Origin of the sequence: Croceicoccus ponticola (genome assembly GCF_004004515.1) — a bacterium.
GTDB classification, from domain to species: Bacteria; Pseudomonadota; Alphaproteobacteria; order Sphingomonadales; family Sphingomonadaceae; genus Croceicoccus; species Croceicoccus ponticola.
This window is the reverse complement of sequence record NZ_RXOL01000011.1, coordinates 1-21642: the sequence shown is the minus strand read 5'-3', so window position 1 is coordinate 21642 and position 21642 is coordinate 1. Positions and strand designations below refer to the sequence as shown.

Here is a 21642-nt window from a genome sequence, read left to right as displayed (position 1 = left end):
CCCGCCTGTATGGGCAGCGTAGCGCAATGGAAACCGAAATGAACCCCTCGCGTAATGCCGCCCCTCCGGTAGCGGGACAGGTGTTGGCGGCAGGCCGCTACGCCATCGATGACGCTGCCGACGAACGTATTCGCCGCTTGGCGAAGGCTGGACCGCGCCGGGGTGACGAAGCCCATGCCGGGTTTGCCCTGGCCCTCGCGCTGGGCGGAATTGGCGTGCCCATCAGGGACATTTTCGAACGCTGCGGCCTCGATTTCGATGCCGGCGCGGTCCTAGGCAGCTGCAGTGTCGATTGGGACCGCCCCCTGACCGTGGGCCACGACTATGCGGTGACCGCTACCCTCGCATCTCTGAACCGCAAGGCCAGCCGCCGTTTCGGCGCCGCGGACCACCTCATCCTGTCGTTCGCCATCGACGATGAAGACGGCCTTTGCGCGACGGTGCGAACGACAACTATCGTCCCTGTTGCAAAGGCCGCCGCATGACCCGCCCCATCGAAATGACGATACGCGACATCGACACGCAAGCCATGCGCGAATGGTGCGAAATCCTGCGCGACGACAACCCGATCCATCTCGACCCGGCAAAGGCCGAGGCGCTGGGTTTCGGGTCGCGGACGGTCAATCCCGGCCCTGCCAACCTCGCCTATCTGCTGACGCTGATCGAAAACGCCGCGCCAGGGATGACGCCGATCTCGTTGGAGGCCGCGTTCCTGGGCAATGTCATGTCGGGTGACGTGGCGGTCGCGACCGGCCAGATCGACGATGGCAAGGCGAGGATGGAACTACGCGTGACAAGCGATGGAGCAGCGGAGCGCACCGTGCTCATGGCCGAAGTCAGGTTAAAGCCGATAGACGGGACGGGGGTTGATTGATGGGCGACGGCATGCAGCAACCCGACGATCCCGCCGTCTATCGGCTGTTTGCGATGCGCGCGCAGGTCGCGCCAGACGCGCTCGCGCTGGTCCAGGGCGATATGCGCCTAACATATGCCGAGCTTTTGGATGAGGTCGATCGGTTCGCCGCGGGCCTGCATGCGCGCGGTATCGCACGCAGCGACCGGGTGGCGATCCTGTCCGAAAACCGCTGGGAATACCTTGCTATCCAGCTTGCCTGCGCCCGGATCGGGGCGATTGCCGCGTGTCAAAACTGGCGGCTTGCGGTGCCCGAACTGCGCCACTGCATCACGCTGGTTTCCCCGGCTTTGTTGGTATGTAGCGAACGGTATGCCGAAACGGCGCAGACCGCTGGCGCGGGTCTGTCCATATGCAGGATCGAGGACCTGCAGGTTGCAGGCGATTCGCCGCTTGCGGGCGGCGCCGACGATGGGCTGCTCATCATCTATACCAGCGGCACGACCGGCCTGCCCAAGGCGGCACTGATCGGGCAACGCGCCGAAGTATGGCGTTCGTGCGTGCTGCGCATGGATCTGGGGCTGGCAGCAGACGACGCCTATGTCGCTTGGGCGCCGATGTTCCACATGGGCGGCACCGAACACAGTCTCGCCACGTTGATGGGCGGCGGCACGGTGATCGTAACCAATGGTTTCGACCCCGCCGCCATCGTCGATGCGATCGAACAGTTCCGCATCGGCTGGCTGCTGCTCGTTCCAGCCACGATAGAGCCGGTGCTGGCCGAATTGCAGGCGCGCGACCCCGTGGTGATGGGCGTCAAGGTCGTCGGCTGCATGCCCGATCTCGTGCCCAGCGCCACCGTCGCCGCCATCACCGGGGCGCTGGGCGCGCATTATCTGGACAGCTTCGGCGCGACCGAAACGGGGATGCCGCCGCTGTCGGCAAACCTGATCCCGCCGGGCGCTGCGCCCGCCAGTTACCCCAAGGCGCTGTCGATGCTGACCGAACTGCGCCTGTGCGATGCCGATGGCCGCGATGTGCCGCGTGGTCAGCCGGGAGAGGCTTGGTTGCGCGCGCCCACGCTGTTCAGCGGATACTGGAACAATCCCGACGCCAATGCCGAGTGTTTTCGCGATGGCTGGTTCCGGATGGGCGACCTGTTCCGGCAGGAAGACGACGGCTTCCACTTCGTCGGCCGGGCAAAATACCTGATCAAATCGGGCGGGGAAAACATCTACCCGGCCGAGATCGAGCGTGTCCTGCTCGCCGATCCGCGCGTCATCGACGCCATCGTCGTGAGCCGCGCCGATGCGAAATGGGGCGAAGTGCCTGTCGCCGTCATCGCCCGCAATTGCGACACTCTGGACGAGGAAGCCGTGCTGGCCATGTGCCGCGCGAACCTTGCCGGTTACAAGCAACCGCGCGGCGTATGCTTTGTCGACGACAGCGATTTCCCGCGCAGCGCGAGCGGCAAGATCATGCGCGAGGCGGTGGAGGCGATGGTCGCCTGAACCGCCCCGCCGCCGCCGAAACGAAAAACCTCAGGCTGCATCCTCCAGCATCATGGCCGCGCATTTTTCGCCGATCATGATCGCAGGCGCATTGGTATTGCCGCGCACCAGTGATGGCATGACCGACGTATCGGCGACCCGCAGCCCCTCGACCCCGCGCATGCGCAGGCGGGGGTCCAGCGGATCGTCGTCCGATCCCCCCATCCGGCACGTGCCGACAGGGTGAAGGTTGGCGATGGCGCGTTCGCGCAGCATTTCCTCGATCTCAGCATCACTGACCGCCGCCGCCGTCGCGTCCAGTTCGCCCGCGTTGTATCTTGCCAGAGCCGGTTGCGCGGCCACATCGCGCACGATCCTGATCCCTGCGATCATCGCGTCGATATCGCGCCGGTCGGTCAGGAAGTTCTGCCGGATTTCGGGATCGGCCAGCGGATCGGGCGAACGCAGCCTGACCGTCCCTTCGTTATGCGGGTTCAACAGCACCGGGCTCATCGTGAAGCCGGGAAATGGATGCGCCTTCATGCCCGCGCTGGTCCGGCTTTCCACGGTCCAGATATTGGTGTTCACCTGCAGGTTTGGCCGATCCTGCGACGGATCGGTGCGGGTGAATATCCCGGCAAAGATGCCGTTGTTGGCCAGCGGGCCCTTTTTGGAAAGGACATACTGCGCTCCCGCGATCGCCTGACGCACCCGACTGTTGGCCAGTTCGTTGATGGTGATCGCCTCGGTGCACCGGAACATGAGCGAGGCATAGAAATGGTCGAGCAGGTGCGCGCCCACGTGCGGCTGGTCCAGCACTGGTTCGATGCCCATCTGCCGCACGTGTTTGGCCGGGCCGATGCCCGAAAGCTGCAACATGTGCGGCGTGCCGAATGCGCCGCCGCTTACGACGATTTCCCGCCGCGCGGCGATATGGCGCGGCTTGCCGTGTTCCAGCACGTGAACGCCGCTGGCCCGCCGCCGTTCGAACGCAATGCGGGTGACATGGGCATTCGTTATGACGTGCAGGTTCGGCCCCGGCTTCAGCGTGCGCAAATAGGCCTGCGCCGTGTTCCAGCGCCGGTTGTTGCCTGTCGTCGTCTGGAAAAAGCCGGTGCCTTCCTGTTGTGGGCCGTTGAAATCGGGATTGCGCGGCACGCCCGCTTCGACTGCCGCATCGACGATCGCCTCGGCTATAGGCGATCGGCCCGGCTGGTCCGATACTTTGAGCGGGCCGCCCGCGCCGTGCCATTCATCGGCCCCGCGCTGCTGGTCCTCCGCCTTGCGAAAGAACGGCAGCACGTCGTCATAACTCCACCCGGTGCAGCCCATCTGGCGCCACAGGTCGTAATCTTCCTTTTGCCCGCGAATATAGAGCATGCCGTTGATCGAGCTGGTCCCGCCGAGCACCTTGCCGCGCGGCTGGTACATGCGGCGATTTTGCAGCTCCGGTTCCGGCTCCGTCTCGAACATCCAGTTGACCAGTGGGTCGGTGTACAACATCGGATAGCCGAGCGGCGGCCTGATCCAGAACGCGTGGTCCCTTGGCCCCGCCTCGATCAACGCGACCGTATGGCGCCCGTTTTCGGCCAGCCGCGCGGCCACGGCGCATCCCGCCGAGCCCGCGCCTAGGACGATGTAGTCGAAAGCCTCCGCGCTCACGCAGGCAATCCGGCGGCATGGCGACCGGCGACATAGCCAAACGTCATCGCCGGACCCAGCGTCGCGCCCGCGCCCGGATAAGCACCGGCAAAGACGTTCTTCTGATCGTTACCCACAGCATACAGCCCTTCGACCACCGACCCGTCGTCGCGCACGACTTGCGCGTTCACGTCGGTCTTTAGCCCCGCAAAGGTGCCGATGATGCCGCTTTCGATCTTCACCGCATAGAATGGCCCCTTTTCCAACGGGCCGAGACAGCGGTTCGGACCGTGTTCGGGATCGCCCTGGTACCGGTCGTAAACGCGGTCGCCGCGCCCGAATTCGGGGTCCTTGCCCTCACGCGCGCCTTCGTTGAAACGGGTGACGGTCGCCTCCAGCCCGTCTGCATCGATGCCGCATTGGGCGGCCAGTTCGCGTAAGGTGCCCGCGCGTTTGAGATAGCCGTTGCGGATCAGGTGGCCGTGCGGGATCGGGAACGGGCGGGCCATGCCGATGCCCCACTTCTTCACCGCATCGGCATCGCCGATCAGCCACGCTTCGGGTCGGGATTTGCCCGCGCACGCCTTGATCAGTTGCGGGACGTAATCGTGGTACGAACTGCTTTCGTCGCAGAACCGCTTGCCTTCGACCGTAACGGAAATGAAGCCCGGTTTCTGCCGGTCGATCAAGTGAGGCCACACGCCGGTGAAATCGTCTGTGTCGGGAAGTACGGAAACGGGCATCCACGCGGCGGGGTGCGCGACCTCGTTGCTGAACACGCCGCCGACGCTCTCGGCCAGCCTCGCGCCATCGCCGGTATTGCCCGGCGCGGCGGGGTTGCGGTGGTAGGGGTTTCCGGCCGGGGCGGGAAAGCTTGCCGCGCGACGCTCCGCATCCTGTGGAAAGCCGCCACAGGCGAGCACGACGCCCTTGCGCACGTTGACCCGCACCGGGCCATCGGGCGTGTCGATTTCGGCGCCGACGATCCGGCCTTCTTGGCCAATCAAACGTTTGAGCGGGGATGCCACCCACAGTGGCGTATCGAGATCGAATAGCGTGCGCGCCAGCCGCGCGACCAACGCCCGCCCGCGCACAACCTGCTGCCCTTCGCCATAGCGCGCGACGTCGAGGAAATGCTTGGCCAGCTTTTTTAATACGAAGCCCGCCGCTTTGACCGAACGGCCCGCGCGCATGAATTCGATCATCTCCACGCCCGATCCCACGGCAAAACCAAGGAAAAGCGTCTGCGGCAGCTGGTTCTTAAGTTCGGGGAGTCGTTCGCCCATCTGGCGCGCCTTGTAATCGACGGTGCCGATGGACCGGACGGTGGAGGAATGCGCGCTTTCCGAATGATAGTCGGGATAATCCATCCCGTAGAACTTCACTTCGGTCTCCTCCTCAAGGAAGGTCACCATGCGCGGCGCGACGTCGAGGTATTTCTCCACCCGCTCACGCTCGATATAATTGCCCGTCTCCTCGATCAGGTAGGCGCGGGCGTTCTCGATGTCGTCGCGCTCTCCTGTCGCTTTCTGGATGGCGGGGGAATGGTGGTTGCCCGGCACCCACAGCACGCCGCCCGATGTCGCGGTCGTGCCGCCAAACACATGCTCTTTTTCGACGATCAGCACGTCCAGCCCTGCTTTGCGCGCGGTGACGGCGGCGGTCAGCCCCGCCGCGCCGCTGCCCGCGACCAGCAGGTCGACAGTCATTTCCCTCATGCGTCCTCTCCCTTGGTTTCGCCGGCCAGACCTGCGGCCCCGGCACCGGCGATCCGTCCGAATACGATGGCATTGGCAATTGACGCTCCGCCAGCTGCGTAACAGTCGCCGTGCATGCCGCCCGTCGTTTCTCCCGCGGCATACAATCCCGGTATCGGCGTCCCGTCGGTGGCCAGCACACGCGCGTCGGGGTCGATGCGGATGCCCACCCCTGTCCAGCACACGATGGCGGCGACGATGCGCGCAGCATAGAACGGCCCGCTGCGCACGGGCCGCAACATCGTGCCCGGCTTGAAGAAATCGCGATCCTCGCCCGCGTCGGCCATCGCGCTGTAGCGGTGTGCGGCAGCGGCAAGCGCGTCAGGCGGCAGGCCGATCTTTGCGGCAAGTTCTTCCAGCGTGTCGGCCTGTTGCAGCGTCCCTGCCGCCACATGGTCGAGCAGCCGTTCGCCGTGCCAATTGGGCGCGGGCCGATAGTCGGTCGTCGCCGATGCCATGCGCGCGCCTTCGTCCAGGATGGCGTAACATTCGCGCCCATCCTGTTCGCGCAGGACGGTGGCCAGCACCGAATATTCTATGGTCTCGTCGACAAAGCGGTGGCCCTGCCGGTTCACCATCATCAGCCATCCCGGCAGATAGCTTTCCAGATCGCGCGCAAAGCCGGGCGTAAGCAGCAGGAGGCCGCGATTGCGCGGGGTCAGTTCGCCGCCAGCCGCCAGTGCTATGTCGATCCCGTCACCGACGCAGTGATCGGACCCGATGTACCAGTGGAGATCACCGTGCAGCGCGGCATCGGGATAAAGCTCGGCCAGCATCGCCGGGTTCGCGCCGAAACCGCCAGTGGCCAGCACGACCGCATCGGCCGTGATCGCCGCACCGTCTACGACGATACCCCGGCAGCGGCCATCCTCGATCAGCAGTTCCTGCACCCGCGTGCTCAGCGCGACGTCCGCGCCGTTCGTCGACAGGTGCCCTTCGAGCACTTCGGCGATTTCGGCCCCGTGTCCCGCCGCGCGGTGGCCTCGCCGCACTTTGTCCACGCCGGAGGCATAGAGATCGTCCACGGTGAACGTGACGCCCAGTTCGCGCAGCCATTCGAACGCCGGGGTCGCCTCTTGGCAAAGGCGGCGCACGATCGCGGGGTCGGGCTTGTACTGGTTCAACGTCATGTAATAGCGGAACATGTCGTCGGGCGTGTCGTCCGCGATCCCCGCCTCGCGCTGCACCGACGTGCCCGCGGCATAGAAAACGCCGCCCGACAGTGCGGTCGATCCGCCGGCGCGATCCGCAGCTTCCACCACCAGCACGCGTTTCCCCGCGTCGGCCGCCGTCAAGGCTGCGGCAAGGCCCGCGCCGCCGGCACCCACGACGATAACGTCATAATCGTTCAAGCGATTCGACCTTTCCGCGACCACGACGTCGCTCGCATCCTCTGTCCGGTTCAAGGTAATGAACTCGACTTATTATGTCGCCTCACAACCTCTCGGCAGAGGTCGGTGTCGATAGACCCACCATGACCCATAACGCCTGTCATGCCAAACAGAAAAAGTCAGTCATGCATGTTTTACTTGCGCGTTACGCGGGAAAAAGCCATGAGCGGTTACGGCAGAGGCGCAAACCTGTGTGGCAAGTGCGACACGCATGACAGCTGCCGTAAGACATATCGGGCTGCCCGCACTTGATCTCGAAAAGAGAAAGTGAGACGCACTCATAAAGGGCGGCAAAATGCCGCCGGACTGAGGGAGAGAGGGAAAAATGATCATCCACAACCGGTTCGCCGCGTCTCGCGCCGTGCTCGCCGCATCGATCTCGATGCTCGCGTTCGCCACACCCGCGCTGGCCCAGACCGACCCCACCGAAACGCAGGTCGCGGAGCCGGAACGCACAGGCGGCCTGACCGAAATCATCGTGACCGCGCGCAAACGGGCGGAATCGGCACAGAACATTCCGGTCGCCGTCACCGCCTTCGCGCCTGAACAGATCCAGCGCTACGACATCTCGAGTGTCGAGCGCATCGCCGCGTCCACCCCGTCGCTTCAGGTCGGTAAGGCCACGACCGGTTCGGGCGCTCAGATCACCCTGCGCGGCATCGGTACTCCGGCGTCGGCGCTGGGCATCGAAAGCTCCACCGCTGTCATCGTCGACGGCGTCTATTACGGTAACGGCCGCATCCTGAACGAAGGCTTCTTCGATCTGGCGCGCATCGAAGTTCTGAAGGGCCCGCAGGCCCTGTTCTTCGGCAAGAACGCGACCGCCGGCGTGATTTCGATCGCCACTGCCGATCCCACCGACCAGTTCGAAGGTTCGACCCGCGTCGGTTATGAAATCAAGGGCCAGCGCGCCTTTATCGAGCAGATTCTGTCGGGACCGATCAGCGAAACCCTGTCGGGTCGCATCGCGCTTCGCGGGGCGAAGATGTGGGGTGGATACACTACCAACTACGCGCCGGATCTTCCGCTGACCTTTACCGACCTCGACACCGGCACCACGTTCAACACCGTTGCCCCGGCGGGTCCGCGCGAAGCACCGGGCGAACGCGAATTGCTGGGCCGCGCGTCGCTGAAATGGGAACCGAACTCCGATTTCACCAGTATCACCAAGGCGTCGATGGGCTGGAACCGCGCGAACGATCCGGGCTGGAACAACGTCATCTTCTCATGCGCCAACGGTTTTTCGACGCTGATGCCGGACGTTCCGTGTGAGCGTAAATGGTACAGCTATCACAACGCCGCCCCGGCCGAAGTGGGTGAGGTTTTCCCCTATGCCTACGAAGGCGGTGCGCTGGGCGCGACCTACAAGTCGTTCCAGGTCACCAACAACAGCAACTATGACCTTGGCGGCGTCATGCTGACGGCGGTCCTGAACTATCAGAACCAACGCAATCGCTGGTTCTCGGACTCCGACTATCAGCAGCGCATCACGCAGATTTTCGTCGGTTCGTACGAAAAGTGGAAAGCGCTGAGCGGCGAATTCCGCGCCCAGACGCAGTACGATGGCCCACTCAACGCGATGGTCGGCGTGTTGTACCAGGATTCGAAACTGACCGCTGACCAGAACGTGTTCTTCGGCAATGTGCAGAAGAGCAACGAGGACCCGGTCAATCAGTTCATGGCCTTCAGCAAGTATTCCACCACCGACGGCGAAACGATCTCGCCCTTCGCGCAAGTGGTCTGGAACGTCGTGCCCGAGGTCGAGCTTTCGGGCGGCGTGCGCTATACGCATGAAACCAAGGACAGCTACTTCATCCACCCGTTCATCCGGCCGGGCATCGCCTATCAGGAACTGAACCCGATCGAGACGAAGCAGACCTTCACCGACTGGACGCCGGAAGTCACGATCGCGTACAAACCATCGCGCAACCTGAACATCTATGCCGGGTACAAGGCGGGCTACAAGTCGGGCGGCTTCTCGAACGAAAGCACTTATACCAACGCCAGCCTGCCAGAAGATCTCGACTTCGAGCCGGAAAAGGCAAAGGGTTTCGAAGGCGGCATCAAGGCGACGGTGGCCGACAACCAGCTGCGGCTCGACCTTGCGCTCTACAACTACAAGTACACGGACCTGCAGGTCGACTTCTTTGAAGCGCAGACCTTCCGCTTCGTGACCGGCAACGCCGGTTCGGCCCGGACGAAGGGCGCCGAATTCTCGTTTGAATTCGCACCTCACGCCTTGCCTGACCTGTCGGTTCGCGGCTCTGCCAACTACAACGATGCGCACTACATCGAATTTGCCGCCCCGTGCGTGACCGGACAGACCCCGGCGCAGGGTTGCAACCTGACGTTCAACGCCTTCGACGGCTCGCTCGGGCAGGATCTTGCGGGCGTGCGCATGGCAATGGCGCCGAAATGGACCGGCTCGCTCGGTGTCGCTTATGACATACCGGTGTCGGACGGTCTCAGCCTCGGTGTGTCGACCGACGCGCGTTATTCGAGCAGCTATAACGCATCGCCTTTCGCCAATCCGATCGCGACGCAGGGCGAATACGTCAATCTGGATGCGAGCATGTTCCTGAAAAGCGATGCGGGCTGGGAGCTTGGCGTCATCGGCAAGAACCTGACCAACCAGTTCGTCGTGTCGGGCGCTCTCGATGCCCCGTCGACGGGTTCGGGGACGGGCACCGCTGCAGGCCGGCTCGCCGATCAGCGCGGGTATGCCAACACGCCGCGCACGGTGCAGGTGCAGGTGACTTATCGCTACTGATTGACCCAGCGTTCGTTTTAGAATTGTCTTCCCTGCTGGCGCAGGCACGGTTTAATCCGTGCCTGCGTCTTTTTTTGCGCGATCGCGCCGCCGCGTGACTGGCATGGATCAGGCGCGGGCTGGCAATCTTCCGTCGAGATAGGCATCCAGCGTATCGTGGAAATGGCGGATGCGGCTTTCCATATAGGTTGCCAGCTGCACCTGCCCCGTGCCCGAAGCTTTCAGCCCGCTTTGCACGAAGGGCATGTTTGCCATGTCCTGATCGATCACCGGCCCCAGCGCGGGCAATTCCGTCGCGTTGGACCACGGCTCGTCCTCGCCCAGCCAGTGAACCGTCACGCCGCGCGGCTTTTCCTGTCCGGCCCTGACCGGTTTCAGGATCATCACTTCCATGATGCAGCTGTCGACATCGCGCCCGTTTGGCCGCCAGCGATAGACGATGTTGGGCACGAACCCGCCCCACGGCGCGAAATTGGGAAAGACGTTGTAGACGATGGCATCCAGCATTTCGGCATCGGTCGCGGTGTCGAGATCGCTGCGGGTCGCGCGTGCGATACTGCTGCGCGCCGTTTCGCCCAGTATCTCGCGCGCCGGCAGGCCTTCGGTGTCGAGGTCGCCCGGCACTTCGCGACCCCACAGGCCGAACATGCCTTCGACAACTTCGGCCCCGCTCGGCCGTTCGGGCAAGTGCGGGCTGGGTTCGCCGAATGCGGCGAGGTTGCGGTTCACGTGCGGGCCGAACACGTCGTATTCCGAACCTACGTCGGAAAAGATCGGCAGGATCTGCGGATGGGTCGCGATGACGTGGTAGCTTTCCATGAACGCTTCTTGCGCAACCTTCCAGTTGCACGGAACGATGCGGGCGACATGCGCCGCCTTCCACCGGTCTTCCAGCCGCCACCGCTCGAAATGTTGGGGCAGCACGCCGAGATATTCCTCAAGCGACGGGGCGTCGGGATCGAAGTTTATAAAGACAAATCCGCCCCACCGCCCGACGCGGATGGCCGGAAGATGCAGGTCGTCGTCCGACAGCGCGGCAAATTCCTGACGGCACGGGACGGAGCGGATCGACCCGTCGAGGTTCCAGCTCCACCCGTGAAAGCCGCAGCGCATGTTTTCCACTCGGCCGCTTTCATCCATCAGCTTGCGACCGCGGTGAAGGCAGGAATTGGGAAAAGCCTCTACGCGATCCGGCGCGCTACGCACGACGAGTACCGAACGGTCGATGATGTCATAGACGTGGATGTCACCGACGTCGGGAATGTCTTCCTCGCGGCAGACCATCTGCCAGACCTTCGGCCACATCGCGTCTGCTTCCCGGTCGAAGAAGGCCTGATCGATGTATCGCGCCGCCGCAATGGGCGCGCTTCCGAAATCCGCGCGCCGTTCATCGCGCAGGGAGTCGGGCGCGGTGCGGCTGTCGCGGTCGAGCAGCTGGCTGTAGGTGGTGACCATCGTTCCGGCCCTTTCCTCAATGACGTTCGATATAGGGGTCGAGCACGCGCGGAAGGCGCAGTTCGGGGGGAACCGCGTCGCCCATCAACCGGTCCAGCTCCATGTGCCAGGCATATATCCGGCGCTCCTGATACGACAGGGTGAGCCCTTCGAAGCCCTTGGCCTCTACCGATTTCTGGATCGACGGCGCGAACTGGGTGTCTTCTTCCAATATGCGGACAAGGTTCGATATTCGCGTCGGCCACATTTCGTGCCCCTGCGATCCGTTGGGCGCGAACCAGTGGACGTCGACCACCATCGAACGATCGTCGCGCGGCCAGAACATCAGGAACGGCATCCCCGTGGTCGCGGGCGGCGTCACGAGGTTGGGATAGATGTTGTAGGACGGGTTCTGCTCAAAGATGTCCTCGGCGCCCTCGACCTCGGGCATCCCGCGCGCGCCCGGGTCGCGCCAGTCGGGATCGCGGTGCGCGGTGGTCATCATCGAATGGCCGTTGGTCCACAGGTTCATGAACGAACTGCGGCTGTCGAGGAAACGGTCCACCGTGTTCGGGTGGATCGACTTGAGGTGGTAGGTTTCCAGAAACGCGTCGATCAGCACCTTGACCTGACAGTCGATGACAAAGCTGTCTGACTGAATGTGGCACAGGTTTTCGACATCGAGATTGGCCCAGTCGTCGACGATCCCACCCAGGAAATCGCTGAGCGGTTCGGCATCCGGGTTTTCGTTGACGAAGATCCAGTTGCCCCACGCCTCGCAGCGCACCTGCTTCAGCCCGTGGCACGCTTTGTCGAAACCGGGAAAGTCGCGCATTTCGCGAACGGCATTCAGGTTGCCGGCTAGGTCGTAGGTCCAGCCGTGATAGCGGCAGAAGAACCCCTGCGTCGCGCCCTCGGCCTTTTCCACCAGCGGCGCGCCGCGATGGCTGCAACTGTTATAAAAGGCGCGGATTTCGCCATCCTTGCCGCGCACGATCACGATGGGCGATCCCGTCCGGTCCCACAGGCGATAATCGCCCGCGTTCGGCAGTTCGTCGGCGTGCAGCGCATAGAGCCACACGTTCTGCCAAAGATACTTTTGCTCCAGCGCGAGGAAGGCGGGATCGGTGTACCGTGCCGCCGGGATCAGCGGCAGGCGGGGGAACCCTTCGGGCGGGCCCTTGCGAGCCTTTTCGGCGGCCATGCCGTCGTAGAGCATCGTTTCGAATGCGGCATCCATTGCAACTCTCCCAGCGTGTTGAGTCCGGTCTAACCCGATGGGCGGGCCGATGGATTTGATCGGGATCAAGGTCGCGTAAAAAACAGTACGTCCTGATTGTTTTTTTTGATTTTCGGCGAGCAAATGCCTTGCCAGCGTCGCCGCATCTGATAAAAAACATGTGTCTTATAAAAAGAATGACCGGAGACGCCTGATGAAACTGCTCGAACCGATACGCCTCGGCCCCTTGGAGGTGCGCAACCGTGTCGTGTCGACCGCGCACGCCGCCTATCTCGATTTCTTTCAGCCGGGGTCGGATGGCGAACGGTACATGGCGTATCAGGAACGCCGGGCTCAGGGCGGCGCGGGGATGGTCATCCTGACCGCGATGCACGTGCACGAAAGCAGCGGTCTGCTGAACCACTTCAATTACGAAGAGGCGGACATCGCGCGAAAGTTCCGCGAACTGTCCGCCCGCGTACACCGTCACGGCACGACTGCGATATCGCAGCTTTTCCACTATGGGATGCAGTCGCTGTCATCGGTGCGCCCCGACATGCACCCGCTATGGGGATGGTCCGCCCGCGTTAATACAGAGGGCGAAACCGGCCACGCGATGACCGATGCCGAGGTCGAAATGGTGATCGAAGGGTTTTGCCGCTCCGCACGGATCGCAGTCGAAAACGGCATGGACGGTGTCGAACTGCACGGCACCCACGGCTACCTGATCCAGCAGAGCTTCACGCCGATGTTCAATCAGCGCACGGACAAGTGGGGCGACCCGCTGGCGTTCACCACCGAACTCGCCCGCCGCGTGCGCGACGCGATCGGGCCGGACAAGGTGATGGGCTTTCGCACGTCCGCCGACGATCTCGTGCCCGTGGAAAAGGGCGGCGTGGGACCAGACAAATGCCGCGAATATACAGCCGCTTTCGTCAAGACCGGGCTGTTCGACTATCTCAACCATTCCGAAGGGCAGGGCGGTTCGCACTATGCCCATGCCATCGGATCGTACCGGCACAAGTTCGGCGAATGGCTGCCGCTCACCCGCCAGCTGCGCGAGGCCATCGGCGCAGCGATCCCGGTGATCGGGGTCGGCAAGATCCCGACACCCGATCTTGCCGAAGGCGCGTTGCAGAACGGCGATTGCGATATGGTCGGCATGACCCGCGCGCAGATTTCCGACCCCGATCTGGTCAACAAACTGATGACGGGCAAGGCGTCGCGCATCCGCACCTGCACCGGCGCCAACCAGGGCTGTATCGACCGGGCGCGCTACCCCATCACCTGTTTCCAGAACCCCGAAGTGGGCGAGGAAAACCGCCTGCGCGAAATGGACGCGGTGCCCACGACGCCAAAAAAAGTGCTGGTCATCGGCGGCGGCCCCGCAGGCATGAAGGCGGCGGAAATCGCAGGCCGGCGCGGACACAGCGTCGTGCTGGCCGAAAGCGGATCGCAGCTGGGTGGCAGGCTCAACATGGTCGGCACGATGGGCGCGGCCAGCAATCTTCTGTCGGCCACCGCGTGGATCGAACAGGAACTGGCCGACCTTCCCGTCGAAATCCGGTTACAGACGATTGTAGACGAAGATTTCGTCCGCACACTCGCCCCCGAAGCGATCGTCCTGACCGCCGGTTCGACACCGCAACGCGATCTGAAATGCGGCGACGACGGGTCGATCGTCGTGCTTTCATCGGACGAAGCGGCGCGCGGCGAATACGACGGGCAAAAGTTCGACATGGCGGGCACTCGCGCCCTTATGATAGACCTTCACGGCAACTACGAAACGGCGCTGGTGCTGGAATCGCTGGTCGAACGCGGGGTGACCGTGACTGTCGTAACCCCGTTTCAGGTCTACGGCCCCAATCTCGGCTTCACGCACATGAACGACTTGCTGGCGCGGCTTTTGCGCAAGGGCACGAAACTACTGCCCCTGACCAAACTGGCGGGCATCGCCGAAGGTATGGCCACCCTGCGCCATGCCGTGTCGGGCGAGACGACGACCGAAGAGTTCGACTTCGTCGTATCGGGCGCGCCTCCGCGGGCGAGCGACGGGTTGCGGGCCATGTGCGAAAGCGTGGCACCGACGTGGCTTGCCGGCGATGTCATCTCGCCGCGATCGGCGCTTGAGGCCATTCGCGAGGGCGACAGGGTTGCGCGCCAGATCTGACATGCAATCAGAGGCGCTGTCAGGCGGACGAAATGGCAGGAAGATAGGCCGAGAGCGCGCGATGCAGCACACGGCGTTGCGCTTCGTTGTCCCATTGATCAGGGTCGAAGATCGATTGCACCGCGACGCCATAGATCGTGGCCACGATGGCCCGTGCGATCTCGTATCGTTCGGCCCGCGAAACAGCATCGGGCAACATCGCGCCAACCGACAGTTCGGCATCGACGGCGGCGATGATCGAACGATTGCGCAATTTCTGTTCCGAACGCAGCGCGGCATCGTGCAACGCTTCGGACCAGAACGCGATATAGACGAGCCAGTCGCCCCAGTTGTCGGCCCCGATCGGCAGGATCGCTTCGAGCATCGCGGCAAAACCAGCTGTCGCACTTTCGCGCCTGCGCTGTGCGGTGCGCTCGACCGAATGGCGGTAACTGGCGAGGATGATCTCGTTCTTGTTGGCGAAATAATGCGTGATCGCTGTCGTGCTGCACCCCAGCCGCGCGGCAAGGCTGCGCACCGTGACGGCGGACAGACCACCTTCGCGGATCAAGGCGTGCGCGGCCTCGACCACCTCGCGCTTGCGTTCCTTTGCATCGACTTCGATCGGCATATCGGACTGTCACGCCCCCCTGTACCCGCAGCGTTGCCAGGCACGCCAACGTTAGCGGGCATCATACCCCGCGTGAAGCACTCAGGAGTAGCGCGCGAGCTCAAGATTCCAGCAACTTATCCTTTAAATCAGTTGCACCAAATAACGTGGGCTGTTCAAACTCGCCCCACTTGATGCGCGGGGGGCTTCGAAAACCCGCGCACGACAATGAAATCGAAGCGACCGCATACCATTGGGAGATGGATGGATGGCAAGAAATACCCCGCTGGGGCGCCGCGCAATCATACTGGCCGGCACGACTTTTGCAGCTGCACTGACCCTTGCCGCCGGCGGCGGGCTGAACGCAGCCCCCGCGGAAAAGGCGCCAGAACCCAGTTTCATCAACGGCGAATTGGCCGCCGCCGAACATTACCGCGACGCCAGTTCGATCAGCGACGAAGTTCGCGCGCTGGGCGAGGAAGTATGGTCCGGGAACTGCGCGGCATGCCACGACAACGGGGTCGCCCGCGCACCAATACCCTATATCGTGCGACAATTGACCCCCGAAGCGATCTACAAGGCGCTGACCGAAGGCGTGATGGTGCCGATGGCGCAAGCGCTCGAGGACAAGGAAAAGCGCGCCGTGGCCGAATACCTCGCCGGGCGCTCGATGGGCACCAGCACAGCGGTGCCGGTCGAGGCCTGCACGGGCGAAGCCGCGGTATTCGATCGCAAGCAGACGGTCGCCTATCCTTATTGGGGCGTCGATGCGGGACAGACCCATTATATCCCGGCCGACATGGCAGGGATAGATGCGGCCAATGTCGGCGATCTCGAACTGAAATGGGCGATGGCGTTCCCCAATGCCACCCGCGCCCGTTCGCAACCGGCTTTTGCCGGCGGGGCGGTGATTGTCGGCGGGCAGGACAATTTGGTCCGCGCGCTCGACGAAAAGACCGGTTGTCAGGTCTGGGCGTTCGAAACTTCCGCCGAAGTGCGCACCGGGATCGTTGTCGAAAGCTGGAACACGGCCGACGCCGATGCCAGACCGCTCGCCTTTTTCGGCGACGTTTCGGGCAATGCCTATGCGATCGAGGCGATGACCGGCAAGCTTGTCTGGCGCTTTTCGGCTGACGATCACGGGTCCACCACCTTGACCGGCACTCCGACTCTGCACGACGGGGTCGTCTATGTCCCCGTATCCTCGCTGGAAGAAGGCGCGGCAGGCACGCCGGGTTATCCGTGCTGCACCTTCCGCGGTTCTGTCATCGCGGTCGATGCCAAGACCGGGGCGTTGAAGTGGCGCACCTATCTAGTTCCGGAATCTAAGCCGGTGGACAAAAGCCTCACAGGCAAGACCCTGTACGGTCCATCGGGCGTCCCGGTCTGGTCGGCGATCACCGTCGATGACAAGCGTGGGATGCTTTATGTCGCTACTGGCGACAACTACACCGGCCCCGCGACCGAGCTCAGCGATGCGCTTGTCGCGTTGAACAAGGAAACTGGCGAGATCGCCTGGCACTTCCAGGCTCTGGCAGGCGATGCGTGGAACGCGGCTTGCGAGGAAAAGGTGCAGGCGAACTGCCCCGAAGAAGACGGGCCCGACTTCGATTTCGGCGTCAACCCGGTGCTCGCCAAGACGAAGGCCGGCAAGGACATGATCCTGCTGGGCCAAAAGTCGAGCATCGCCTACGGCGTCGATCCCGATACCCGCCAGCTGGTGTGGAAAAAACAGGTCGGTCGCGGCGGTGTCGTCGGTGGCATCCATTTCGGCATGGCAGCGCATGACGGCGTGCTTTACGTGCCCGTTTCGGACGTTCCGGATGGAAACAAATACGACATTCCGCCCAATCCCGGCATGTTCGCACTGGACATCGCGACCGGCGAATATGTCTGGCAGGCCCCGTCCAAGGACGTCTGCGAAGGAAAGTCGATGTGCCACCCCGGCTATTCCGCGGCCATTTCCATGACGCCCGACCTCGTCTTTGCCGGAAGCAACGACGGCCACGTCCGCGCCTATCACGCAAAAGATGGCACGGTCGCCTGGGATATCGATACGGCAATCGAATATACCGCAGCCAACGGCGTCAAAGGGCGCGGTGGATCGATGAGCGGCGGGGCGGCCCCTATGCCGCACAACGGGATGCTGTTCGTCAATTCGGGCTACGGCTTTGCCGGCAAGATGCCCGGCAACGTCTTTCTCGCCTATGGGCCGAAGGACGACTGACCAGCGAACCGGGGGCACACGCCTGCGTGTGCCCCCGGCTACTTAGTCCACCCTTCCGTCCGCCCTTCAAACGGGATCCGCCATTGGGCATCCAAAGCTAGCCGTTTTCCTGACGATCCTAATAAGTCATTCAGGTGCAGACGATGGCAACGGCGCTACCTTGATCTTCTCGCTACCGCATTGTTAACTATTCATGGGAAGAAGCGTCGGCTGCGGTGGAGCGGGTTTACAGGTCGCTGTTGGCCTAACCGTCGCCCGCATCGGGCGAGCGACTGTGCGAAGAGATAGTGCGCAAACCATCCCAAGTCATAGGTTTCAATCCTGATGAGATGGGCTTTAATCAGGGAATGACCGACAAGCAGTTCAACCCCATCGAAGCGTGGCAGGAAATCGTTCAGCGTTGGGAAACCGAACTCAACGAATGGTCGAGCCAGATCACGCAGAGCGAGGAATTCGGCGCCCTGATCGGTCAGGCAACCAAGGCGACGGTCTATGCGCAAAAGACCATGGCCGAGCAGACCGAAGCGGTGCTGCGTTCGCTGAACCTGCCGAGCAAGAGTCAGATCGACGAGATTTCCGAACGGCTCGCCGTCATCGAAGATCACCTTGCCCAGTTGAAGTTGGCGGTGGGAGAGCGTAATCCGGCACCCTCGGCCCCGGAACCGCGCCGGACCCGCAAGCCTGCTGCCAGAACCAGCGGCAATGAGTGAGCCGCTAGAACTACTAGACCCCGAAGCCATCGCGAAGCAGGTCCGGCTCGAAGTCGACCGGGCGCTGAAGCGCAACATAAAGGGGCTCGATTTCCTCGTCGCCGAACGGGCGGAGGTCGGTCACATGCCGAAGGACGCGCTCTATCGCGACGGAACGGCGGTGCTTTACCGCTATCGCCCCCTGCATGGCGAAATCTATCGCATTCCGCTGCTGGTCGTGTCGCCGCCGTCGAACCGAGGCTATATCTTCGACCTTGCCAAAGGGCAGAGCTTTTTCGAATACCTCCTGCAGCAAGGTTATGACGTCTACAACCTGGACTGGAACCCGCCCCGGCGCGACGAACGTGGCCTTGGTTTCGACGATTACGTCGGTCGGTTCATTCCGGCGGCCCTGAAAGAGATCGAGGCAAGGACCGGAGAGCGCGAAATTTCGCTGGCCGGTTACTGCGCAGGCGGAACGCTTGTGACGATCTACGCCGCGATCGAGGCGCGCGAACATCTGCGCAACCTCATCACGCTGGCTACGCCGATCGACTTTTCGCACATGCACCTGTTCCAGACTTGGGCCGACAAACGCTATTTCGACGTCGACCTGCTGGTCCGCGAGCTAGAACTTATCCCGCCAGAGATTATGCTGGGCGCATTCGATCTTGCCCGGCCGGCAAACCGCACGGCTGGTCGCGTCAACCTTTGGACCAACATGTGGAACGACGAATTCGTGAAATCGTATCGCATGTTCGACCGCTGGGCCGCGGAAACGCTGCCGATCCCGGGCCACTATTTCGGCCAGCTGGTCAAGGACCTTATGTGGGAAAACGCCTTGACCAACGGCACTCTTGAGGTTTGCGGAAAGACCGCCGACCTTGGCCGGGTTACCGCATCGATCCTGAACATCGTGGCGAAACACGACCATGTGGTCAGCCACGAAGCAACTACCCCACTGATGACCATGACATCGTCGACCGACCGAGAGGAACTGGTTTCAAAAGGTGGCCACGTCAGCCTAGTCGCCGGGCCTTCCGCGGTGCGCAGGCTGTGGCCCCATATCGACGAATGGCTTGGCAGGAGATCGACCTGATGCCCACGACCGACCTTGCTCCGACCAGGATCGACCTTGCCGGTCGCCCCGTGCTCCTGCGTCCGCTCGAACCCGGCGACCGGGATGCGATGCTGGCCTTTGCGTCATCGCTGCCGGTTCATGAGCTCCTGTTTTTGCAACGGGATATCCGCAGTCCAAAGGTTTTCGCCGCATGGCTCGACCAGATCGAGGCCGGGACCATCCGCAGTCTAGTCGCAGTGGAGGACGGCGTAATTCTGGGGTGCACCGCTCTGGTGCGCGACGAACTCAGCTGGTCGCCGCACGTCGCGGAAGTCCGCGTGCTGGTCGACACAAGCAGCCGGGGCATGGGCCTTGGCAGATTGCTCGCCATGCACTGCCTCGATGCTGCGAGCGATGCGGGCATCGAAAAGCTCTTGGTGCGCATGACTTCGGATCAGGACACCGCGCGCCAGATGTTCGAGGAGATGGGGTTCAAACCCGAAGCGCTATTGCGCAATCAGGTTCGCGATGCCGACGGGGTTTCGAGCGACATTCTCGTCATGGCGCTGGAAATGCGCAGCCACGACGCGATGCAGGCGGCTTACGGCCTGACCTGACGATTCCGATCGCGCCCAGCCAACGCTATGCCAGCCAACAGTCGGCGTGATCAGACATCCGGCGGGGCGCGATAGAAAGCCTTGAACGGCCCCTGCCGGTCGAACGGCAGCCATGTGCCTTCCGCCTGGGCTAGCCGATCCGCGACGATGTAGAAAACCGCAGGGTTGGCAATGAAGCCGAAATGGCTCGACACCACCTCCACGTTTTCGGTCTGCGCGTCAGTCTCGCTGATGCAGTTCTGCCAAGCGGTGATGCCGTCGGTTCGCGAATAGACCGCGCTAGACGGTACGGGCAGGACTTTATGGCCCTGCGCGTAACGCGCATGATGCCGCATGTCCGCAATTCGATTGCCAGTCAGCAGCTCGTAAAGCGAATTGAGGTTGGTCGCCCCCGGATTACCGGTGAACGGACTGCCCAGCGTAACGACCTGCCGCACATCGTCGGGATCCTTGCGCGCCGCCTCGCGCGCGATGACGCCGCCAAGGCTCCACCCAACGAGCGTGACCTTACGCCCTGTCTCCTGACAAATTTCGGCGATGCGACGCGCGATGTGCTCGCCATTCTCGCCCGTCGTATGCTGATCGAGGTTCCAGCCCAAGTCCCACGCATTTACCGAATAACCAAGCCTCGACAGGAACTTGCGGAGAACGACAGTCATTTTGTCGTTGGTGGCAAAGCCCGGCAGGACCAGGACCGGATGCCCATCACCACGTGGCAAATTGCTCATGATGGGATAGCTGAGCGCCAACGTCGCCAGTTCAAGTGCGGATCGCCCGGCCTCTGCCAAAGTGAGGAAAGGCGCGGGGCTGAGGATCACTTTGTTTGGTTTCATCACAAGTTTCTGCAGGTTTCGCAGCGCCGCCGCTATAGTCTCTTTTGTCAGGTAACCGGATTGGCAATGCGGCACATCAGCGCGGGCTCATATCCGATTTTATGCGAAGAATGGTCCCGATTCCCGCGCATGGGCTTGCATGGAACCCTGGCCCAAGCCAATCACCCTCCATGCGCATTGCTCTGTTCGAACCAGAAATTGCCGGCAATGTCGGGGCCGTCCTCAGGCTTGGTGCCTGCATGGGGGCGGCGGTGGACCTCATCGAGCCAATGGGATTTGCGTGGGACGATCGGCGCGTGCGGCGCGCCGCGATGGACTACATCAATCATGTCACTGTCACGAGACATGCCGGGTTCGATGCGTTCGCCAACACGATCGGAGCGCAACGTCTGGTACTGTTTACGACAAAAAGCACTCACTCGGTCTATGAGTTCGCATTCCGGCCCGACGATATCCTGCTGTTCGGCAAAGAAAGCGCTGGCGTGCCGCAGGCTATTGCCGATGCCTGTCATGCTCGCGTCCGCCTTCCAATGCGACCGCAAGTCCGTTCGATGAACCTCGCCACGTGCACCGCACTCGCGCTTGGCGAAGCCCTGCGGCAGACGGAGACTTTGCCCGGCTGACGCGGCTTTGGCGCTAAGCACCGACATCGGAACCATTAAAGGACGTCGGACAGAGGACGCCCTCAACGATTTCAGTCCTAAGACAACTCATTTGGCTAAAAGGGGTTCGTTAGACTTGGGACTAGGCCGTTATTGATCGTCGGAGTAGAAAACCACCATCTTACCGCCATTTGATTGCCGAACGCGAAAAGCCCCACTGTTAACAGTGAGGCTATAAAAATGTTTTATATCAATGAGGTTTGGTTGCGGGGGTTGGATTTGAACCAACGACCTTCAGGT

General features: G+C 62.6%; 17 protein-coding genes. 10 read left to right on the top strand and 7 right to left on the bottom strand.

Going from position 1 to position 21642, the window contains the following annotated elements; translation table 11 throughout:
* Positions 1-38 precede the first annotated feature (38 nt).
* From EKN06_RS14765 to EKN06_RS14755, 3 genes are read left to right on the top strand one after another with little or no spacing between them, the layout of a single operon-like run.
* On the top strand, positions 39-485 hold the full coding sequence (locus EKN06_RS14765) for a hypothetical protein (RefSeq protein ID WP_127613671.1): 447 nt from the start codon (positions 39-41) through the stop codon (positions 483-485).
* Positions 482-874, top strand: a complete 393-nt coding sequence (locus tag EKN06_RS14760; RefSeq protein ID WP_127613670.1) for a hotdog family protein — start codon at positions 482-484, stop codon at positions 872-874. Before EKN06_RS14765 ends, EKN06_RS14760 begins: the two co-directional genes overlap by 4 nt.
* The gene (locus tag EKN06_RS14755) at positions 874-2364 is read left to right on the top strand and encodes a class I adenylate-forming enzyme family protein (RefSeq protein WP_240655045.1); all 1491 of its coding nucleotides are present in this window, start codon (positions 874-876) and stop codon (positions 2362-2364) included. Before EKN06_RS14760 ends, EKN06_RS14755 begins: the two co-directional genes overlap by 1 nt.
* A gap of 30 nt (positions 2365-2394) precedes the next feature.
* Here EKN06_RS14755 and EKN06_RS14750 read toward each other — a convergent pair whose 3' ends face one another.
* Genes EKN06_RS14750 through EKN06_RS14740 form a run of 3 tightly spaced genes read right to left on the bottom strand, consistent with a single transcriptional unit; the run spans position 2395 to position 7093 of the window.
* On the bottom strand, positions 2395-4005 hold the full coding sequence (locus EKN06_RS14750; RefSeq protein ID WP_205693925.1) for a GMC family oxidoreductase: 1611 nt from the start codon (positions 4003-4005) through the stop codon (positions 2395-2397).
* On the bottom strand, positions 4002-5702 hold the full coding sequence (locus tag EKN06_RS14745; RefSeq protein WP_127613668.1) for an FAD-dependent oxidoreductase: 1701 nt from the start codon (positions 5700-5702) through the stop codon (positions 4002-4004). Before EKN06_RS14745 ends, EKN06_RS14750 begins: the two co-directional genes overlap by 4 nt.
* A complete protein-coding gene (locus EKN06_RS14740) occupies positions 5699-7093 on the bottom strand; it encodes an FAD-dependent oxidoreductase (RefSeq protein ID WP_127613667.1) in 1395 nt (464 codons plus the stop codon). Before EKN06_RS14740 ends, EKN06_RS14745 begins: the two co-directional genes overlap by 4 nt.
* 364 nt (positions 7094-7457) lie before the next feature.
* On the opposite strand from EKN06_RS14740, the gene EKN06_RS14735 reads away from it, so the two are divergent.
* Positions 7458-9902, top strand: coding sequence for a TonB-dependent receptor (locus EKN06_RS14735; protein ID WP_127613666.1), 2445 nt, complete (start codon positions 7458-7460; stop codon positions 9900-9902).
* Between the two features lie 108 nt (positions 9903-10010).
* Here the strand turns inward: EKN06_RS14735 and EKN06_RS14730 are convergent, their stop codons facing one another.
* Both EKN06_RS14730 and EKN06_RS14725 read right to left on the bottom strand, forming a co-directional pair.
* Positions 10011-11357, bottom strand: coding sequence for an aromatic ring-hydroxylating oxygenase subunit alpha (locus EKN06_RS14730; RefSeq protein WP_127613665.1), 1347 nt, complete (start codon positions 11355-11357; stop codon positions 10011-10013).
* 16 nt (positions 11358-11373) lie between these two features.
* On the bottom strand, positions 11374-12576 hold the full coding sequence (locus EKN06_RS14725; RefSeq protein ID WP_164844102.1) for an aromatic ring-hydroxylating oxygenase subunit alpha: 1203 nt from the start codon (positions 12574-12576) through the stop codon (positions 11374-11376).
* Between the two features lie 193 nt (positions 12577-12769).
* Between EKN06_RS14725 and EKN06_RS14720 the strand changes: the two genes are divergently transcribed.
* Entirely contained in the window at positions 12770-14725 is a 1956-nt protein-coding gene (locus tag EKN06_RS14720; protein ID WP_127613664.1) for an oxidoreductase, read from the top strand.
* A 19-nt stretch (positions 14726-14744) separates the two neighbouring features.
* Here EKN06_RS14720 and EKN06_RS14715 read toward each other — a convergent pair whose 3' ends face one another.
* Positions 14745-15335, bottom strand: coding sequence for a TetR/AcrR family transcriptional regulator (locus EKN06_RS14715; protein WP_127613663.1), 591 nt, complete (start codon positions 15333-15335; stop codon positions 14745-14747).
* A gap of 247 nt (positions 15336-15582) precedes the next feature.
* On the opposite strand from EKN06_RS14715, the gene EKN06_RS14710 reads away from it, so the two are divergent.
* The 4 genes from EKN06_RS14710 (at position 15583) to EKN06_RS14695 (ending at position 19907) form a co-directional block, all read left to right on the top strand.
* Positions 15583-17541, top strand: coding sequence for an outer membrane protein assembly factor BamB family protein (locus EKN06_RS14710; protein ID WP_127613662.1), 1959 nt, complete (start codon positions 15583-15585; stop codon positions 17539-17541).
* 347 nt (positions 17542-17888) lie between these two features.
* Entirely contained in the window at positions 17889-18251 is a 363-nt protein-coding gene (locus EKN06_RS14705; protein WP_127613661.1) for a poly(R)-hydroxyalkanoic acid synthase subunit PhaE, read from the top strand.
* Positions 18244-19329 carry an alpha/beta fold hydrolase gene (locus tag EKN06_RS14700; protein ID WP_127613660.1) on the top strand — a complete coding sequence of 362 codons (1086 nt, stop codon included), beginning with the start codon at positions 18244-18246 and terminating at the stop codon, positions 19327-19329. The genes EKN06_RS14705 and EKN06_RS14700 overlap by 8 nt, the downstream gene beginning before the upstream one ends.
* Positions 19329-19907, top strand: coding sequence for a GNAT family N-acetyltransferase (locus EKN06_RS14695; protein ID WP_240655043.1), 579 nt, complete (start codon positions 19329-19331; stop codon positions 19905-19907). The genes EKN06_RS14700 and EKN06_RS14695 overlap by 1 nt, the downstream gene beginning before the upstream one ends.
* 50 nt (positions 19908-19957) lie before the next feature.
* On the opposite strand, the gene EKN06_RS14690 is transcribed toward EKN06_RS14695, so the two are convergent.
* On the bottom strand, positions 19958-20740 hold the full coding sequence (locus EKN06_RS14690) for an esterase/lipase family protein (protein ID WP_127613659.1): 783 nt from the start codon (positions 20738-20740) through the stop codon (positions 19958-19960).
* A gap of 170 nt (positions 20741-20910) precedes the next feature.
* Here EKN06_RS14690 and EKN06_RS14685 point away from each other — a divergent pair, with 170 nt between their 5' ends.
* On the top strand, positions 20911-21363 hold the full coding sequence (locus EKN06_RS14685; protein ID WP_127613658.1) for a tRNA (cytidine(34)-2'-O)-methyltransferase: 453 nt from the start codon (positions 20911-20913) through the stop codon (positions 21361-21363).
* Positions 21364-21642: the final 279 nt, after the last annotated feature.

Coding starts and splice junctions, on each gene's coding strand:
- EKN06_RS14700 (WP_127613660.1), top strand. CDS start 18,244: ATGAGTGAGCCGCTAGAACTACTAGACCCCGAAGCCATCGCGAAGCAG.
- EKN06_RS14725 (WP_164844102.1), bottom strand. CDS start 12,576: ATGGATGCCGCATTCGAAACGATGCTCTACGACGGCATGGCCGCCGAA.
- EKN06_RS14685 (WP_127613658.1), top strand. CDS start 20,911: ATGCGCATTGCTCTGTTCGAACCAGAAATTGCCGGCAATGTCGGGGCC.
- EKN06_RS14755 (WP_240655045.1), top strand. CDS start 874: ATGGGCGACGGCATGCAGCAACCCGACGATCCCGCCGTCTATCGGCTG.
- EKN06_RS14760 (WP_127613670.1), top strand. CDS start 482: ATGACCCGCCCCATCGAAATGACGATACGCGACATCGACACGCAAGCC.
- EKN06_RS14720 (WP_127613664.1), top strand. CDS start 12,770: ATGAAACTGCTCGAACCGATACGCCTCGGCCCCTTGGAGGTGCGCAAC.
- EKN06_RS14765 (WP_127613671.1), top strand. CDS start 39: ATGAACCCCTCGCGTAATGCCGCCCCTCCGGTAGCGGGACAGGTGTTG.
- EKN06_RS14705 (WP_127613661.1), top strand. CDS start 17,889: ATGACCGACAAGCAGTTCAACCCCATCGAAGCGTGGCAGGAAATCGTT.
- EKN06_RS14735 (WP_127613666.1), top strand. CDS start 7,458: ATGATCATCCACAACCGGTTCGCCGCGTCTCGCGCCGTGCTCGCCGCA.
- EKN06_RS14730 (WP_127613665.1), bottom strand. CDS start 11,357: ATGGTCACCACCTACAGCCAGCTGCTCGACCGCGACAGCCGCACCGCG.
- EKN06_RS14690 (WP_127613659.1), bottom strand. CDS start 20,740: ATGAAACCAAACAAAGTGATCCTCAGCCCCGCGCCTTTCCTCACTTTG.
- EKN06_RS14715 (WP_127613663.1), bottom strand. CDS start 15,335: ATGCCGATCGAAGTCGATGCAAAGGAACGCAAGCGCGAGGTGGTCGAG.
- EKN06_RS14710 (WP_127613662.1), top strand. CDS start 15,583: ATGGCAAGAAATACCCCGCTGGGGCGCCGCGCAATCATACTGGCCGGC.
- EKN06_RS14695 (WP_240655043.1), top strand. CDS start 19,329: ATGCCCACGACCGACCTTGCTCCGACCAGGATCGACCTTGCCGGTCGC.
- EKN06_RS14745 (WP_127613668.1), bottom strand. CDS start 5,702: ATGAGGGAAATGACTGTCGACCTGCTGGTCGCGGGCAGCGGCGCGGCG.